Here is a 17,163-nt window from a genome sequence, read left to right on the forward strand (position 1 = left end):
CTCACCCCCAACCCCTCTCCCGCGCAAGCGGGAGAGGGGAGAACGGCGAGGGGCGTCGGGGCGTCTCGATGCACTAGATGGCGGGTTCGTTCTTATGTTCGGTCCGTTCCTCCTCCAGCGGGGGAGACACCTGCAATTCCTTCCTCCAGCAGGGGGAGGTTAGGAGGGGGGCGGAATTGATGCGAGCGGGAGCCATATGGAACACGCCCGTCATCGCTCTCCCGCTCTCTCCCCAGGGGCGAGGAGGGGGGCTGGGGGTAAGGGGAGAGGAGGGGAACACCCCCACCCCAGCCCGCCCCCGCTGGGGGCGGGAGAATGCTCAGTTAGGGGGAGGCAGGTCAGGATGTGCGTCGGAGGTGTGTGCTTCCAGGGGAGGGTGATGGTGAATCATGGGCCATGATTTCTACGCAACCAGATTTGATATGAGAGCGCTCGTTTAATTATCATCAGCGATTGTTGTATCCGATAGTACTGCTCGTCAGGTAGAAATACAAACATTGTTATGAACATTACCTCCATTCAGCATGTTCACCCCGCCTGGCGGGCAGCGTTGTGGATGGCCGGTGCCCTGTTCTCGTTTAGTGCAATGGCCGTTGGGGGACGTGAACTTGCGGTAGAGTTATCGACGTTCCAGATTCTCTTCTTTCGTAGCCTGATCGGGTTACCGCTGGTCGGGCTGGTAGTGATGCGCTACGGTGGGCCGCAACAATTGCATACCCGGCGATTGCCACTACACCTGCTGCGCAACCTGGCCCATTTTGGTGGGCAGTACGGCTGGTTTTACGGTCTGGCCTTCATCTCACTGGCCGAGGTCTTCGCGATTGAGTTTACGGTTCCATTGTGGACGGCGCTACTGGCAGTGGTTGTGTTAGGCGAGCGGTTGACGCCCATCCGTCTGCTGGCTGTTATCCTCGGTATCGCGGGTACGTTTATCATCTTGCGTCCCGGTAGCGGCATGATCCATCCGGCAGCATTGGCCGTGCTGCTGGCAGCATTTGGTTATGCCACTGCCCATACGCTGACCAGGAAGCTGGTCAGTACCGAGACGCCACTGGCGATTTTGTTCTATATGACGCTCATCCAGTTGCCGCTTGGCTTGATTCCGGCACTGACCGATTGGACGCTCCCATCGCCTGCCCGCTGGCCGTGGGTGATTGTGATTGGCGTATCGGCGTTGACAGCGCACTACTGTTTGGCGCGAGCGCTGCGGCTGGCCGATGCGACTGTAGTTGTACCGCTCGATTTCCTGCGGCTACCACTCATTGCCCTGATTGGTGCACTGTTCTACGGCGAAACGGTCACCTGGTCACTGGTGTTGGGATCGTTCTTGATCCTGTCCGGGATTGCCACCAATCTGTGGGGTGAACAGCGTCGGCAGGAGTGATCCTCCAGACGGCGATAATGATGCGGGCACCAGGCGGCGAATGGCTGTCAACCTGTACACATCCCTGCGGTGATGGTAGAATGTAGATCGATGATGACACTACCTGTGCCGACCTGAAACCTTCCATGAGCGGAAATATTCTGACCCACATTGTCAGTTTTGGTTATCTCTTGCGCGAGATGGGAATCGCCGTCAGCCCCGGTCAAATTGTTGAACTGATCGAGGCGATTGAACACGTCGGTTTGCTGCGCCGTGAGGACTTGCGGGCCACGATGCGCTGTATGCTGGTGGTGCGCCGCGAAGACCTGCCGTTGTTTGATGTGGCCTTCGAGTTTTTCTGGAAGAAGGCGCTCGGTATTGACCTTGAACGTGAGATGATGCAGATGCTACTGCCGCAGGTCAAAATCCCGCGCCGCCAGTTGCGTCTACCGCGCCGCCAGCCCACTGCCGATGATGCCGATGCCGCTGAAGGTCAGGAACGGGAAGAGATCGACATTCAACTTACCTTTAGCCGTGACGAGGCATTGCGCACCAAGGATTTTGCCCAGTGTACCTGGGAAGAGGTACAGGCGTGCAAGGAGCTGATCCGGCGCATGGAATGGCGGATTCAACCGCGACGTACCCGACGCCGTCGTCCTGATCGTTCCGGTCGGTTGTTGGATATGCGGCGTACCCTGCGACGGAGCTGGCGTTTCGGTGGTGAACCGGTTGAGTTGTCGTGGCGTCATATCCGTACTGAGCCGCGCCCGCTGGTGCTCATCTGCGATATTTCGGGTAGTATGGAGCGCTATTCGCGCATTCTGCTACAATTTGCCCATGCTATCTCGGCAGGGTTAGGTGATGTAGAGACCTTTGTCTTCGGTACGCGCCTGACCCGGATTACCCGGCAGTTGCGCCACAAAGACATTGATGATGCGATTGATGCGGTGAGCAAGCACGTAGTGGATTGGAGCGGCGGTACTCGCATTGGTGAGGCGATCAAAGAGTTTAATTTTCGCTGGGGGCGGCGTGTGTTGGGACGGAGTCCGGTGGTGTTGTTGATCAGTGATGGCTGGGATCGCGGTGATCCGGAATTGCTGGCCCGCGAAATGGATCGTCTGCAGCGTTCGTGTCACCGCCTGATCTGGTTGAACCCGCTGCTCGGCACCCCCGGCTACGAGCCGTTGACGGTGGGGATGCAGGCTGCCTTGCCGTTTGTCGATGATTTTCTGCCGGTACACAACCTGGTCAGTTTAGAGCAGCTCGGTGCGAAACTGGCAGCTCTCGGCCCGCAACGTCCGGCTCGCCGCCAGCGCATGACGATCACGCGAGGCTGATTATGAGTAATCCTGCACAGTTGAAGGCAGAAGCCGATGCCTTGATTGCACGCGGCAAGTCTCTTATCGCCACCGATTTACCGCAGGCTACCGATCTGCTCAATCAGGCAGTTAAGCTCTACTGGGCTGCGGGCGAGTATTACAGTGCCGCGGCGCAGACCGGTAATTATGGTTGGGCACTCCGTCGCATGGGACGACCCGATCTGGCCCGGCCATATCTGGCGCGTGCAGCAGAGATCTTCGCCGATCTGGGGCTGACCGATTTTGCCGAACGCCACCAGGCAGCAGCCGATGATATTGCTGCTGATCTGACGCCAGAGTTTCTTGCCAGTCTGCCGCCGATGGTGCGGCGGGCAATTGAACAGCAAGACGGTGCGGCGCTCCAGCTTGCGATTAACGCCTTGCCGCCCGATGAACAGCAGATGGTGATTGATCGGCTCGCGGCCATCGGTTTGATTAGTCTGGCCGATGACGACGATACGGCAGGGCAGGCCGTGCAGCAGTTTGAGCCATTATTGCAGGCGATTGCCGCAGTGGCCCGTGGTGATGAACAGGAGCGGCCAGATGTCGAGCAGGCATTAAACGATCTAGAACGCAAGGGTTGGCGGATTCGCAAGGCAGTGTATCAGATCTGGCAGGGTGAGCGACGGCGCCAGCGCCTTACCTATGGTCTCGATGAGATTGATACGGCGCTGGTGAGTCGCATTCTGGATATTCTGGCTGAAGCGCAAACGCCGTAGTGTCAGGTCAAAAACGCCAGCAATGCGGCCAGGGTCTCGGCGTGCGCCTCTTCGGGGAGAAAGTGACCGCCAGGCACGCTGTGGCCCTGCACGTCCAGCGCATACTCCCGCCAAACGTTGATCGCATCATATTTTCTGCCGATAAAGCCCTCGGCTCCCCAGAGCACCAGTAATGGACACTGTACCTTCCGCCCGGCACGACGGTCGGCCTCATCATGCTCCAGATCGATAGTCGCTGCGGCCCGATAATCAGCACAGCTGGCAGCAATCGTGGCCGGATCGCGAAAACAACGCAGGTACTCAGCCACCGCCTCGTCGCGAAATGCGGTTGGGGTGCGACCCCAATGCTTCAGCTTACTGCGCAGCCAGAACTCCGGATCGGCGCCGATCAGAGTTTCGGGAAGCGGTGCCGGCTGAATCAAGAAGAACCAGTGGTAGTAGGCCGTCGCAAATTCACGGTCAGCGGTAAGGTACATGTAGTGGGTGGGAACAATATCAAGCACGGCGGCCCGCTCAATGCGATCCGGGTAGTCGAGGCACATTCGATGGGTTACCCGCGCACCGCGGTCATGACCGACTACCGCAAAGCGGGTGAAGCCGAAGTGTTCCATCACCTGCACCATATCGGCAGCCATTGCTCGCTTACTGTAGGTCATGTGCGAGGGATCATCAACCGGTTTGGCACTGTCGCCATAGCCGCGCAGATCGGCAGCAATCACTGTGAACCGGCTGGTAAGTGCCGGAGCAACTGCATGCCACATTGCGTGCATTTGCGGATAGCCGTGCAGCAAGAGCAGCGGCGGCCCGCTTCCTCCGATAGCGCCGGCAATCGTTACGCCGTTTACGTCACAGCGAAACGGTGTGCATTGGTTAAGAATTGTCAAGGACACACCTCACTTTGTTGAAAAACCATTTCACATGGTGGTGATAGATCGGGTATAATCAATTTTATCCGAAGTCAGCTCAACCGTTGCTTACTGACAAAGGAGGAAACGACGTGGTTTCTCGTATACGTGTGATTGCGCTGGTACTGGTTGCATTACTGGTCAGTGCCTGTGGGAGTGCGCCGACGACAACGGCGCCGACGGCTGCACCTGCCGGTGAGTCAGCACCTGTACCTGCTCCCGCACAGACTCTTCGCTACGCTTTTGGTGGTGGGCCGGTTGGCGGTGTGTTTCAGGTGTATGCCGATGTGCTTTCGTTGATTATCAAAGAGAAGGTGCCCGGCGTGGACATCACGGCTGAAGGTACCGGTGGCTCCGCCGAGAACTTGCGCTCGGTCAATGCTGGTGATCGGCAGTTCGGGATTGTCTATTCGGGTGATGTCGCTCTGGGTGCGCTAGGGCAGTTGCCCGACGATCCCACCGTCTATGACAAAGTGATGCCGGTGGCTCCCCTCTACGGCGGTGTTGCCCATCTGGTTGTTGCTGAAGCCAGCGGCATTAACTCGGTGGCCGATCTGGTCGGTAAGCGCATTGCGTTGGGGAATGCCGGTTCGGGTGCTGCACTCAGCGCCGAACGCTACTTCAAGGCATTGGGCCTATTCGACAAGATTCAGATCGAGTACCTTGGCTATTCACAGGCGGCGGCGGCAATGGCCGACGGGCAGCTCGATGGCTTCTGGGTGCTGGCCGGTTTCCCGAACGCATCGGTACGTGAAGCGGCAGCCGCTACCAAGATCAAGCTGATCGACATCTACACCCCCGGTGTTGAAGGTGGCTTCTTCGAGCAGTATCCGTTCTATTCGCAACGGGCGCTGACCGGTGGTGCATACGATGGAGTGCCGAATGATGTGATGAGCTTCCAGGATACAGCGCTTTGGGTTGCCAACGCCGATGTACCGGAAGACATTGTGTATCAGGCGCTGAAGGCTGTCTACCTCGATGGTGGGCTGGAGCGACTCCGCGAGGCGCATCCATCCGCCAGTGAGATGGGATTGGAAGTTGGTATCACCGGGATTGCGAATAAGCTGCACCCCGGTGCGGTGAAGTTCTGGACTGAGCAGGGTGTACAGATTCCCGACGAATTGAAGTAGGCGTTTTCATTGTATAGCAACGGGGCGGCTGAGCTGGAACCGGAGGGAGCAATTTGCTCCCTCTGGTACTACCATGTAAAGAGGCGCTTATGTCTGATCTGAAACAACCTGATAGTGTCGGTGTAACGCCAACCAGTGACGAGATCGATCAGGAAAAGGTTCGCGAGTATCTTGAACAGGAAGAGAAACCAACCCGGTCGTTGGGTCGCTTTTGGGGCCTCGTGGTAGCCCTGATTGCGGTCGGTATGGCCGGTTTTTATATTTACACTGCCGGTACGCTGCCGGCACCGGTGCAGTGGCAACGCGGAATCTACGTGATGTTGACCTATATTCTGGTGTTGCTGCTGTACCCGGCTGTTGGCAAGAAGAGTCCCTTGCAACCGTGGCTATCCGGTCTGGCTGAGCGATTGCCGGGGCCGCTGCGTGCAGTGATTGTGCCACGCGGTGGGCCGACAATTCTCGATCTGGCGCTGATCGTCATCACGGTCATCGTTGTCGGTTACTTCATTATTAATTATCCGGCATTGCAACGGCGGGCCGGGGCGTATAATCCGACCGATTTTACAGTGAGTGTCATCGGTTTGATCATCTCGCTGGAGATTGCGCGTCGGGTATTGGGCTGGTCGATGACACTGATCGGCCTCTTTTTCATTCTCTACCTGCGCTTCGGCTTTGTGCTGTACGACATTCCGATACTTGACACCTTTGCCCATCGTGGTCAGCCCTGGCAACGGGTGGCAACGGTACTCTTCCTCGATCAGGAAGGCGTATTCGGCGTCATGGCCAATGTGCTGGTCAGTTACGTTATTCTGTTCATCTTTTTTGGTGCATTTCTCAACAAGGCTGGTGCCAGCCGTTTCTTCATCGATCTGCCGCTGGCGCTGGCCGGACGAAGCACCGGTGGTCCGGCAAAAGTGGCAGTCTTGTCATCGGCACTGTTTGGCTCGATTTCTGGGAGTGCGATTGCTAACACCGTCAGTACCGGTACGTTCACCATTCCCTTGATGAAACGGGCCGGTTTCCGTCCTCACGTGGCCGGGGCGATTGAGCCGTCGGCGTCGATTGGCGGTGCGTTTATGCCGCCGGTGATGGGTGCCGGGGCGTTTCTGATGTCGGAGCTGACGAACACGCCCTATTCGGTGATTGTGGCAATCTCGATTGTGCCGGCCGTTCTCTACTTCCTGTCGGTGTTGACCATGGTGCATTTTGAGGCCAGGAAGTTCGGTTTAAGCGGAATTAAGACCGAACAGACGGCCTGGCAGATCATTCGGAACGAATGGTACCTCTCGTTACCGTTGCTGGTTGTGATCTTCATGCTTGTGCGAGGATTTTCACCCGGCTATGCCGCTTTCTGGTCGATTCTCTCGTGTATTCCCCTGATGTACCTGTTGCCGGAAAATCTGGCCGATTTCAAAAACCCGGCAGCGCAGGGCGGGACGGTGGTAAACGCTTTTCTGCGTAGTACGGTTCGCGTGATCAAGACGATCAACGAGGCGATCCAGAAGGGTGTGCGTGATACATTGGTGATTGGCGCCACCGTTGGCGTGATCGGGATGATCGTCGGTACTATTTACGCGACCGGAGTGGGGCAGCGGTTTGCCAATATCATTGTCAGCCTGAGCGGTGGTAATCTGCTGATTGCGGTGCTGCTGATCGGTATCGCGTCACTCATTCTGGGCATGGGGGTACCGGTGACCGCGGCTTACCTGATCACCGCCGTAATTGCAGTCCCGGCGCTGAATGATTTGGGGGTGGCGATTCTGGCAGCCCATATGATCGTCTACTGGTTTAGCCAGGATAGCAATATCACGCCGCCGGTCTGTGTGGCCGCATATGCGGGTGCCGCGATTGCCGGTGCCGATCCCTGGAAGACAGGGTGGACATCGTTTAAGTTTGCGAAGTTGCTATACGTGATGCCGCTCCTCTTCGCCTTTACGCCAGAGATTCTGATGATCGGCGCCAGCGGGCAGCCGCTGGTCGATGTAGAATGGAGTAAGGTCGCGATGTCGTGGTTCTCGGCGACCCTCGGCACGATTGCCTTCTCAGCGGTTTCGATGTTCTATCTGGTGCGAAAGACGACGTGGTGGGAGTGGATAGTTGCTGCGTTCGGCACATTTCTCTGTTTCTGGCCCAACCTGCTGACAGATGCGATAGGCGTGCTAATTGTTGGCAGTGTCTGGTTCTGGCAATGGTACGACGTGCGCAGACAACGCCGGGCGGAGGTGCGGTCGAGTATGGCCGATTAGAAGATCGACTCACGGTTTCCACGATGATGCAGGCTGGCTTGTAGGACGGGTGCGATCACTGCGGCATCTGATCGTTGTGGTAATCCAAGTCGCTACCTTTGTCACTACAGAGCTACAGAGGGTGTGGATAATCCGGGTTGCTACCGTGAGTCGTGACGTAGCACGTCCATGGGAACTGGCTGCTCCCCACATCGTGCATACACCTCATACGGTGCTTAGGGCAACGTCGTGCTGTTCATCCTGGCAGTCAGTCTCCGTGGTCTGCTCATAGCATAGGTGGCAACTTGAGTTATGGTAACTGTAAGGGTTCGGATCGATTTCCACGGTGATCACAGGCTTCAGTCTGGGCTACTCCGGCTCAATCTTGAAGAGATTGCTCTCGTGATTGGCAAGGGACGGTTCTGAGACGAGCGCAGGTATCTTTGGTTGATGTCGCCGTGAGACACTTGTGACTGTGGAGTGGGTCAGTCTTACCTTTTGGTCTGACTGACAAATGACCCGTGGTGACACCTCTGGCGCTGGTAGGGCGCCGGACGTTCCAAAGGAGCATGAGTCATGCACGAGATCATCGATGCAATAGATCGCTGGCTGGCACGTGGTGAGAAGGTAGCGATAGCGACCGTTGTGCGCACAATGGGTTCTTCGCCACGCCAGGTTGGCGCCAAGATGGCGGTATCATCCGGCGGCGGGATTGTTGGTTCGGTCAGTGGTGGCTGTATTGAAGGTGCCGTCTTTGATGCCTGCCAGGAAGCAATTGCAACCGGTCAGTCCCGCCTGCTCCATTTCGGAGTGGCCGATGAAACGGCGTGGGATGTGGGGTTGGCCTGCGGTGGTACGATTGATGTGCTGGTCGAACCATTGCGTTGAGCACCATACGCGGAACAGGAATGGCTATGAGCACAATCTACGAGCTGGTACGTGAGGCGGTGCGCAACGGAACGCCGCTGGCAACGATAACCGTCCTGGCAGGTGGTCTGGTTGGGGCGAAGATGGCCCTCAAGCCCGATGGGCAGATGATAGGCGATTTGGGTGAGGCTAGCCTGACGGCGCAGGCTGTGCAGGCGGCTTTACCATTGCTGATAGCGGGGGAAACGCAGACGGTTACGCTCTCACCAGAGGTAACTATCTTTGTCGAGAGCTTTGTGCCGCCACCGACGTTGTATATGGTCGGTGGGGTGCATATCAGTATTGCGCTGGCCGCCCTGGCGAAAGTGGTTGGTTTCCGCACGGTTGTGATTGATGCGCGGGAAGCATTTGCTACCAGCGAGCGGTTTGCCCATGTGGATGAGCTGATTCTGGCCTGGCCTGACGAAGCATTGGAGGGCAGGCTCGATGCCCGTAGTAGTGTGGCAGTGCTGACCCATGATCCCAAACTCGATGATCCGGCATTACGAGTGGCTTTACGCTCACCGGCGCGCTACATCGGCGCCCTGGGTAGTCCGAAAACGCATGCCCGCCGGCTCGAACGACTGGCCGCGGAAGGGTTTACTCCCGCCGATCTGGCGCGTATTCACGGCCCGATTGGGCTGCCGATTGGTGCGAAGACACCGGAAGAAATTGCGCTCAGCATTCTGGCCGAAGTAGTCCAGGTGGCACGCCGTGGCTCAGCCGCGACCGGCCAGAGAGGAGGATTAACCAATGACTCCGCTTGATCGTCATCAGGCTGAACTGCTGTACGAGGGTGCGCAGGCGCTGGTACGGGGTGATAAAGAGCGGGCACGGGCACTACTGCTAGAGCTGGTTGAACTGAATGAATACATCCCGGAAGCCTGGCTCTGGCTAAGTGGTGCGGTTGATGATCCCGAAGACCAGCGCGTAGCCCTCGAAAATGTACTGGCGCTCGATCCCGATAATCCCTACGCCCAGGAAGGACTGGCTTACCTCGATGCACAAAGGTCGTAGGTGTTGATGGGATTTATTTCATAACGTGGTGCCTTCGTGGTGCCTGAGTCTGGTGGAAGAATGTTCATGATACGTGATCTGACGATCACCAGCTATTAAGATTTGGTAGTATCTGTCTCTCGCCCCTCACGGTTCAGAGGTGGACAGAAAGTAAAAACCAACCCACCTTCTAGCTCATCAGGAAGGCATAGATCAAACTTCCGGTCTCCTCTCCTCTGCGGCGCATTGGAGGTGAGGGCATTCAGGACATCGCCAGGGGCTATCTCTTGCACATGATCCGATATTCTGTTCGTTCCTGAATCTCAGCAGCGATGATCTGGGGTTCAGGGATGTATCGCACTTCACTGCTGGGAGTAGAGCAAGCCCAAGACGTTAGCTCATATCATCCTGACGTCGCAATAGTGATCCTGTGTCTGTTAACGATCTGCCAGCAGCTTGCCGATAGTACTTCAGCACGGCAGTACGATGCACATCGTTACGCAAGCACTGGTATTCTGTGAGGTCTCTTCACTCCGTTGACACAACCCTTTCTGTGTAGTCTCCCATCACCAGTTCATCTCTTGAGTAAGATAACCTAAAAAATATCTCTTGCCGACCGATCCCATGATCGTGACCAGCCGGGTCAACGGTGTGCCACGTGCCGGATCATGAGCACGGCTGGTGCGGCAGCTATGCTGCCGCACTCCACACCCTGCATCACACGCATGACAAGCAGGCAAGATAACCACTCCAACGAGTGATGGCACTGGCGATGATCGTCAGTGCTCCTCGTTCCCATACCGGTAGACTGGGAGCAGGATAGGCTATCGTTGGTCATTGGCAAGCATTCGTGGGCCTGTACCATGGTCGGGTAGCATGACAGTACAGCTTTTATGAAATAAGTTCTACTGCGCATCACTATCTGGCACCGAATATGCGGTAATCTATGGCTATCCGTCATATTCACAATAATCCGCAGATGTCACCTGTACAATTCGGGCGGGTTCCGTAGACGGCAAAACTGCCAGGTATAGCACGGCAGGCCAGTCTGTAGGTGTCGCCTCATGATTCGGACAGATTCCGGAGGGGCGGGTTCTGAACCCGTCCCTACCCGCACCTACGGATATTGCATACGCCCGTTCACATTGCCGCACGAGAAGGTAGCGAAAGGGTGCATTTTGGATCGCGTGCCATGCATTGGACGGTATCAGATGTGACATGAGACTCACATTGCCACCTATGCTGTGAGCAGGCCACGGATGCTGACTGCCAGGCTGAACAGCACGATGTTGCCCGCAACACTGTGTGGCGTAACCGTATGAACGATGTGGAGCGCACCAGTTCCCATGGACGCGCTACGTCTTGCCTCACGGTAGCGAACCGGCTTATCCACACCCTCTGTGTCCTCCGTGTCTCTGTGGTGACAAAGGGGATCAACCTGGGTTATGAGTTCTCTCCATCTCGCTGAACTAGACTATCTGCCCCACCCAGTACGTATTGCGGCTGACGGTTGGCATTGCCCGCACGGTAATTCCTTCGATAGTCGTCACGTCAGCTTCGTTGACCAGCACCAGAGTCGGTTGCACGCCGGGAAAGCGGGCTTTATAGGCTTCAATAGCCTCGGTAATCTTGCGTGCTACCGGAGTCTTGGGGTTGTCGTCGTACCACATCAGAAATGGCGGCTGGCGGCGAAACGCAGTTTCAGGTGTGGAAAGGACAGGCGCAGATTCGGTTGTGGGTGTTGGGGTATGAGAACGTGATGCGTGTGCCATACGGTGCTGTCTCCTTCGAGATAGGGATGGGCAAGATGGTTCCTGATCCGGTGGTACAACAACCGGAAGTCCTTTTGCTCATCCACGGCGAAATTACGTGCTGGATCGAAAACCGTTCACGCCCGGTCATGTAGGCATTGCGCTGTCTGGCGTGCGGAAGCAATGCCGCTGCACCGACCGTGCACGCTACCCGGTGCATGTCGCGCCGGTGAACCTGCTGATCACGGGTACGATGTGCTCGAATTCGCGATCATCTGACTTTGCAATAACCGATGCGATGGCTGATCATCAGGCAGCACGTTTCATTGACCCTGGCTACGTATAAAAATGCGGCTGTGCGCGTCTATGGTGAACGGTGTGATGTCATCGTGGCGGGATCAACCTTTCATATCTGACGAAACCACTCGCGCTGGAGATACCAGTTCCCGGAACGCAAATCATGAATGAGGGTTCGTACAACACCATCGGCGCAGGCAACCCGGTAGTAACGCCGTTCACCATGACGATCACAGGTATCGCGGATGTGCAGGACGTTGACAACCCGGTGAATACTATTTTGGTACTGAAACGCAGCCGGGAGAAAGCCAAACCGCATCGTGAGTAGCGTGATCCGTTCACTTCGTGGTGGATGTCGCCAGACAACGGATGATGGGTGGCGGGGCCATTCCCGCAACATTCTCCAGCTTAGCATACCTGATCTCCGGCTTGTAATCTCTTTGCTGAACTGTATTGTATCAGAACATTTGTTCAGTGTCAAGCCAGAAATCCAGAAGACCACGGGGAGCGATGGGTTCAGGGGTGGACGGAACATGTAAGTGTGCGGAAGACAGGGCCTGGGGATACGCCGAACGCTCTCACCCCCGGCCCTCTGCCGTGCAACGGGATAGGGGAGATCAGGCAGACGCTATATCAAATCGGGTAAAATGCAGTGCATGCCACGCGCTCCAATATGCCCTCCCCGCTGTACAGGCATCCAACAGTGACTCGCACGATCAGTTCGGTCATTGACGGATCATGAGTGCTGACAACCGATCCGCGTCTATCCGCCCGAACCGCGTGCATCCGTGTTCTGCCGATGATCAACACGGATATACGCGGATGGTGCGGATACTCGCGGATCACCATACCGCCTATCCGCGTGCATCCGCCGAATCTGCGTCCATCTGCGTTCCCCAGATGACCACCCCGGATATGCGCGGATGGCGCGGATACCTGCGGATCACCATACCGCCTATCCGCGTCCATCCGCGTTCCCCAGATGACCACCCCGGATATGCGCGGATGGCGCGAATACCCGCGGATCACCATACCGCCTATCCGCGCCCATCCGCCCGAACCGCGTGCATCCGCGTTCCACCGCTGCTCCCCACGGATGTGCGCGGATGTGTGCGGGTGGCATTGACAGCCACGTGCATTTCCCCTACCTGCCCACATCTCACCCGGTCGCCTGATTACCTCTCCTCATGTGGACGCTGCCAGTCGCCACTCCGCCCCCCGCGCTTGGCGATGAGGCGAATCTGGTCGATCTGCATAGTCTTATCGACCGCTTTGCACATATCGTAAATCGTCAAAGCGGCGATACTGACGGCGGTCAGTGCTTCCATTTCGACCCCGGTCTGACCCTGGCAGCGCACAGTTGCCTCAATTTCCAGAGCATGGGTTGCCGGATCAGGGGTGAATTGGACGCTGGCGTGACTCAGATTGAGCAAGTGGCATAGTGGTATCAATTCGGCAGTGCGTTTCGCAGCCATAATGCCGGCTACGCGCGCTACGGCCAGTACATCACCCTTGGGGAGTTTGCCATCCATGATCAGGGCGAGCGTCTCCGGTTGCATCACCACCCGGCCACGGGCTACCGCTTCACGAGCGGTGACAGCCTTATCACCAACATCTACCATGCGGGCGTGGCCGGCAGCGTCGAGATGGGTCAATTCGTTATGCGCTTCGCTCATGTGTTCCTCTTTTCGTAATTGTTGTCTGTGATCCGCTCAAATATTCTACACGATCGTCACCCGTTTATCTGAATTTCTATCAAATTGGTATGCAAGTAGATGCTTTACTGGCTTGAAACACAGCAAAGAGTCGGCTATAATGTGGCGACAGATGGGGAAAAGTGGGGAAAAGTGGGGGGAAATCCCACACTTCCTACGAAAAAGGGTCGTAAACCGTGTTTCTTGGGTCATACGAGCATACCATCGACGAGAAGGGACGTCTGGCCATCCCGGCACGCTTTCGCGCCGATCTCGCCGGTGGGATGGTGGTGACCCGTGGTTTTGACCGTTGTCTGCTCATCTTTCCCCTACCCTACTGGAGCGATCTGACCCGGCGGGTGAGTGCGTTGTCGCTGGTGGATGAAGATGCGCGGATGCTGCGTCGTTTGCTCTTTGCCAGCGCTGCGGAACAGGAGATGGATCGACAGGGACGGATTTTGTTGCCGCAGAATCTGCGTGAAGCCGGTGGGTTGACCGATCAGGTATTGCTGGTTGGGCTTGATGCGTTTATTGAAGTTTGGGCACCTGAACGCTGGCGTGAGGTGCAACAACGTCTGGAAAGTCAGGGGCCACACTTTGATGAACAGATGCGGAAGTTGGGGATTTGATGACGGCAACGTTCCAGCATACACCGGTTCTATTAACCGAGGTGCTGACGATGCTGGCACCGCGCCCCGCCGGGCGGTATCTCGATGCGACCGTTGGTGGTGGGGGGCACGCGCTAGCGGTGTTGCAGGCAGCGCAGCCTGGTGGCAGGTTGCTGGGGATTGACGCCGATCCCGCTGCACTTGCGGCAACTGCTGCTCGCTTACATGCAGCAGGTCTGACCGAACAGGTCGTGCTCTGCCATGGCTCTTTTGCCGATCTGGCAACGCTTGCCGCTACCGCCGGTTTTAGCACTTTTGATGGCATTCTGTTCGATCTGGGGGTGTCGTCGTACCAGCTTGACACGCCTGAACGTGGCTTTTCGTTCGCGGCAGATGGCCCTCTGGATATGCGGCTTGATCCAACGCAGGGCTTGACCGCTGCCGATATGGTGAATAGATTGAGTGAACGTGAACTGGCCGACATTATCTTTTTGTATGGTGAAGAGCATGCTGCTCGCCGCATTGCACGGGCAATCGTTGAGCATCGGCGAACGCAACCCTTTCACCGCACGGCGGAGCTGGCTGAGGTTGTTGTGCGTGCAGTTGGTGGGCGCCATAGTCGTATTCATCCGGCAACCCGCACGTTTCAAGCCTTGCGGATTGCGGTAAACCATGAGCTTGATCGGTTGCAGACTGCTCTGCCCCAGGCGGTTGAACTGCTTGCCCCAGGCGGTCGATTGGCGGTGATCAGTTTTCATTCACTGGAAGATCGCATCGTAAAGCAGTTTTTGCGGGCAGAAGCATCTGGCGAGACACCGCGACTGACTATTCTGACGAAGAAGCCGGTGGTGCCGACGGCTGCGGAAGTGGCAAGCAATCCACGTGCGCGCAGTGCAAAGTTACGGGTTGCTACCCGGATCGGATAGCGGGTCATTGAGAGGATAGAGGTATGGCAGTACGAACTGAACACATTCCAGCCATTGTGGGCCGAGTGCGGTTGCGACGGATTGACCTTTCGCGTTACCTGCGACTCGATGGAGCACGCTATATGCTGTTGTTGAGCCTCATCTTCTGCCTGCTCAGTCTGTTGACACTGGTGCAGAGTGGTCTGGTGACCCGCATGAATTATGAGCTGGTTGGCTTGCGTCAGCAGCAGGTACAGCTTAATCGTGAGTTTTCGCGGCTGCATGAGCAGATGGCCCGGGTTCAGTCAGTTGAAGCACGCATGAAACGGGCCACCGAATTGGGCTTTCGCACACCGACACCCGATCAGGTACGGTATGTTCGTATTCCAGATTTACCGCCACTTGATGAGTAACCTGTTATGGCTGCTACAACCCGCCGCTCATCAGTGACAACGCCAACGACGGCATCAACAACGCCGGTTCCCGCAGGCAAGCCACTACCGCGCTGGCGCTTGCAGGTGCTCTTGATCGGTTGTCTTCTGATAACAACTATCATCATTGTTCGTCTCGTTGATCTCCAGGTGGTGCGTAGCAACGACCTTGTGCGCAAGGCGCGGCTGGAAATTGAGACGCCGACCTTGCTGGCACCGCGGCGTGGCCAGATCAGTGATGCCAGCGGGACAGTGCTGGCGATGGACGTTGAACGCCAGAGTCTGTTTGCTGTGCCGCCCCAGGTGCCTGCTGCCCGCAAAGCGGAGATTGCAGTTCTTATTGCTGGCCTGACCGATCAGCCGGCAGATCAGATTTTATCGGCGTTGCGCTCAGATCGGCAGTGGGTGCGTCTGGCGCGCTGGCTTGAACCAGAAGTGGCTGCGCAGGTTGCCGAACTTGAGTTGCCCGGTCTCTGGCTGGTCTACGAGCCGATGCGTTTCTATCCGCAGGGTATCTCTGCTGCTCAGGTTGTCGGTGCATTAAACCTGAATGGCGAGGGCGTCAGTGGGATTGAAGCCTATTACGATCAATTACTACGTGGTACCGAAGGGCGAATTGAAGGTGAGTTTGATCCAAATCGAAACCCGATTGCAACCAGCCTGGCCCGCACGTTACCACCGCAAGATGGGGCCGATTTGCAGTTGACCATCGATCCATTTATGCAGCAGGTGGCTGAACGAGAGCTACAGCGGGCCATTGATGAGCAGAATGCCGATGGCGGTACGATTATCGTGCTTGACCCACGCAGTGGCGCTATTCTGGCAATGGCCAACTGGCCATTCTTCGATCCGAACCGCTGGCAAGAGTATCCGCCAGAGGTGTATGGGCGGAATCCGGCAATCGGTACGATTTACGAACCGGGCAGCACTTTTAAGCTGGTGACGGCGGCAGCGGCCCTCAGTTCAGGGGTGGTGACGACAACGACAACGGTTGACGATCCGGGTTGGGTGGTACGCTACGGTCAGGTCTTGCGCAATTTTGATGCGGCACCTCACGGCCCGCTGACGCTGGCCGGGATGATCTACTATTCGAGCAATGTGGCGGCATTGCAATTTAATGAATTGGTTGGGCCAGAGACGTTTTACCGGGTCTTGACGCGCTTCGGTTTTGGCCAGCCGACCGGCGTCGATCTGGCCGGTGAGGAGAGTGGGATTGTTAATTTCTATGGTAGTGCCGGCTACAATCCGCTCACCTTTTTAACCAACGCCTACGGCCAGGGGATTTCCGTGACCCCGTTGCAGCTGGTGCAGGCTGCCGGTGCCATTGCGAATGATGGGGTGATGATGCGGCCCTATGTGGTGCAACAGGTTTGCCGTAACGATGAATGTGTCCGCACTGAGCCACAGGTCGTTGCCCGACCGGTGACTCCAGAAGTGGCGCGTGCGGTACGCGAGATGATGGTCGAGTCGGCGAATCACTACGCACCGGTGATTTGGGGGCCGCGCACCGGTAACTGGAGTGACCAGTGGCTTGTGCCTGGCTATCGGGTGGGAGCCAAAACGGGAACGGCCTCGATCCCGCTACCCGGCGGTGGCTACGATCCCGTCTACACGATTGGTTCGGTGTTGGGCATTGCCCCGGTCGATGAACCGCGGTTTGTCGTACTGGTGAAGGTTGATCGACCGAAGAAGGATACGCTCGGCGTACTTACTGCTATTCCGGTCTATTACAACGTGGTCGAGCAGTTGTTACGCTACGCTCATATACCGCCTGATCGTAGCCTGGTTAGTCCAGGGCAACCGTGAAGGGGCAGGAAGATGTTCATCTGGCGGTTTTCAGCTTGTTATCAGCTTGTGCCAACCTCTACCGATAGA

The 17,163-nt window shown here is 56.8% G+C and carries 17 protein-coding genes; 13 read left to right on the plus strand and 4 right to left on the minus strand.

What is annotated here, in order from left to right:
• Nucleotides 1-502: 502 nt before the first annotated feature.
• The 3 genes from VAE57_RS15185 to VAE57_RS15195 all read left to right on the plus strand — a co-directional run bounded on the left by VAE57_RS15185 (nucleotide 503) and on the right by VAE57_RS15195 (nucleotide 3,440).
• Nucleotides 503-1,384, plus strand: coding sequence for a DMT family transporter (locus VAE57_RS15185; RefSeq protein ID WP_322822705.1), 882 nt, complete (start codon nucleotides 503-505; stop codon nucleotides 1,382-1,384).
• Nucleotides 1,385-1,509: 125 nt separating this feature from the next.
• Nucleotides 1,510-2,700 (plus strand): VWA domain-containing protein, encoded by a 1,191-nt coding sequence (locus VAE57_RS15190; RefSeq protein WP_322822706.1) that lies wholly within the window; start codon nucleotides 1,510-1,512, stop codon nucleotides 2,698-2,700.
• A 2-nt stretch (nucleotides 2,701-2,702) separates the two neighbouring features.
• Nucleotides 2,703-3,440 carry a tetratricopeptide repeat protein gene (locus VAE57_RS15195; protein ID WP_322822707.1) on the plus strand — a complete coding sequence of 246 codons (738 nt, stop codon included), beginning with the start codon at nucleotides 2,703-2,705 and terminating at the stop codon, nucleotides 3,438-3,440.
• A gap of 2 nt (nucleotides 3,441-3,442) precedes the next feature.
• Here the strand turns inward: VAE57_RS15195 and VAE57_RS15200 are convergent, their stop codons facing one another.
• Nucleotides 3,443-4,324, minus strand: a complete 882-nt coding sequence (locus VAE57_RS15200; protein WP_322822708.1) for an alpha/beta hydrolase — start codon at nucleotides 4,322-4,324, stop codon at nucleotides 3,443-3,445.
• A 113-nt stretch (nucleotides 4,325-4,437) separates the two neighbouring features.
• Here VAE57_RS15200 and VAE57_RS15205 point away from each other — a divergent pair, with 113 nt between their 5' ends.
• The 5 genes from VAE57_RS15205 (at nucleotide 4,438) to VAE57_RS15225 (ending at nucleotide 9,623) form a co-directional block, all read left to right on the plus strand.
• Complete coding sequence (locus VAE57_RS15205; RefSeq protein ID WP_322822709.1) at nucleotides 4,438-5,475, plus strand: TAXI family TRAP transporter solute-binding subunit; 1,038 nt, start codon at nucleotides 4,438-4,440, stop codon at nucleotides 5,473-5,475.
• Between the two features lie 89 nt (nucleotides 5,476-5,564).
• A complete protein-coding gene (locus tag VAE57_RS15210) occupies nucleotides 5,565-7,721 on the plus strand; it encodes a TRAP transporter permease (protein WP_322822710.1) in 2,157 nt (718 codons plus the stop codon).
• Between the two features lie 555 nt (nucleotides 7,722-8,276).
• Nucleotides 8,277-8,588, plus strand: a complete 312-nt coding sequence (locus VAE57_RS15215; RefSeq protein ID WP_012256664.1) for an XdhC family protein — start codon at nucleotides 8,277-8,279, stop codon at nucleotides 8,586-8,588.
• Between the two features lie 26 nt (nucleotides 8,589-8,614).
• A complete protein-coding gene (locus tag VAE57_RS15220) occupies nucleotides 8,615-9,373 on the plus strand; it encodes an XdhC/CoxI family protein (protein WP_322822711.1) in 759 nt (252 codons plus the stop codon).
• The gene (locus VAE57_RS15225) at nucleotides 9,360-9,623 is read left to right on the plus strand and encodes a hypothetical protein (protein WP_322822712.1); all 264 of its coding nucleotides are present in this window, start codon (nucleotides 9,360-9,362) and stop codon (nucleotides 9,621-9,623) included. Before VAE57_RS15220 ends, VAE57_RS15225 begins: the two co-directional genes overlap by 14 nt.
• Nucleotides 9,624-11,071: 1,448 nt before the next feature.
• On the opposite strand, the gene VAE57_RS15230 is transcribed toward VAE57_RS15225, so the two are convergent.
• Nucleotides 11,072-11,374: a hypothetical protein gene (locus tag VAE57_RS15230; protein ID WP_322822713.1), complete on the minus strand. Its 303-nt coding sequence runs from the start codon at nucleotides 11,372-11,374 to the stop codon at nucleotides 11,072-11,074.
• Here VAE57_RS15230 and VAE57_RS15235 point away from each other — a divergent pair.
• Entirely contained in the window at nucleotides 11,362-11,508 is a 147-nt protein-coding gene (locus VAE57_RS15235) for a hypothetical protein (RefSeq protein WP_322822714.1), read from the plus strand. The two genes, VAE57_RS15230 and VAE57_RS15235, sit on opposite strands and share 13 nt — an antisense overlap.
• 251 nt (nucleotides 11,509-11,759) lie before the next feature.
• Here VAE57_RS15235 and VAE57_RS15240 read toward each other — a convergent pair whose 3' ends face one another.
• Entirely contained in the window at nucleotides 11,760-12,065 is a 306-nt protein-coding gene (locus VAE57_RS15240) for a hypothetical protein (RefSeq protein ID WP_322822715.1), read from the minus strand.
• Nucleotides 12,066-12,825: 760 nt separating this feature from the next.
• Nucleotides 12,826-13,326: a cyclic pyranopterin monophosphate synthase MoaC gene (gene moaC, locus VAE57_RS15245; protein ID WP_322822716.1), complete on the minus strand. Its 501-nt coding sequence runs from the start codon at nucleotides 13,324-13,326 to the stop codon at nucleotides 12,826-12,828.
• Nucleotides 13,327-13,541: 215 nt separating this feature from the next.
• Between moaC and mraZ the strand changes: the two genes are divergently transcribed.
• From mraZ to VAE57_RS15265, 4 genes are read left to right on the plus strand one after another with little or no spacing between them, the layout of a single operon-like run.
• Complete coding sequence (gene mraZ / locus VAE57_RS15250; RefSeq protein WP_322822717.1) at nucleotides 13,542-13,973, plus strand: division/cell wall cluster transcriptional repressor MraZ; 432 nt, start codon at nucleotides 13,542-13,544, stop codon at nucleotides 13,971-13,973.
• Complete coding sequence (rsmH, locus tag VAE57_RS15255; protein ID WP_322822718.1) at nucleotides 13,973-14,878, plus strand: 16S rRNA (cytosine(1402)-N(4))-methyltransferase RsmH; 906 nt, start codon at nucleotides 13,973-13,975, stop codon at nucleotides 14,876-14,878. Before mraZ ends, rsmH begins: the two co-directional genes overlap by 1 nt.
• Before the next feature lie 23 nt (nucleotides 14,879-14,901).
• Nucleotides 14,902-15,270 (plus strand): hypothetical protein, encoded by a 369-nt coding sequence (locus VAE57_RS15260; RefSeq protein ID WP_322822719.1) that lies wholly within the window; start codon nucleotides 14,902-14,904, stop codon nucleotides 15,268-15,270.
• A gap of 6 nt (nucleotides 15,271-15,276) precedes the next feature.
• Nucleotides 15,277-17,094: a penicillin-binding protein 2 gene (locus tag VAE57_RS15265; RefSeq protein ID WP_322822720.1), complete on the plus strand. Its 1,818-nt coding sequence runs from the start codon at nucleotides 15,277-15,279 to the stop codon at nucleotides 17,092-17,094.
• The last annotated feature ends 69 nt before the right edge of the window (nucleotides 17,095-17,163 follow it).

Source organism: Chloroflexus sp. (assembly GCF_034434295.1).
In the GTDB taxonomy this organism is placed as follows: domain Bacteria; phylum Chloroflexota; class Chloroflexia; order Chloroflexales; family Chloroflexaceae; genus Chloroflexus.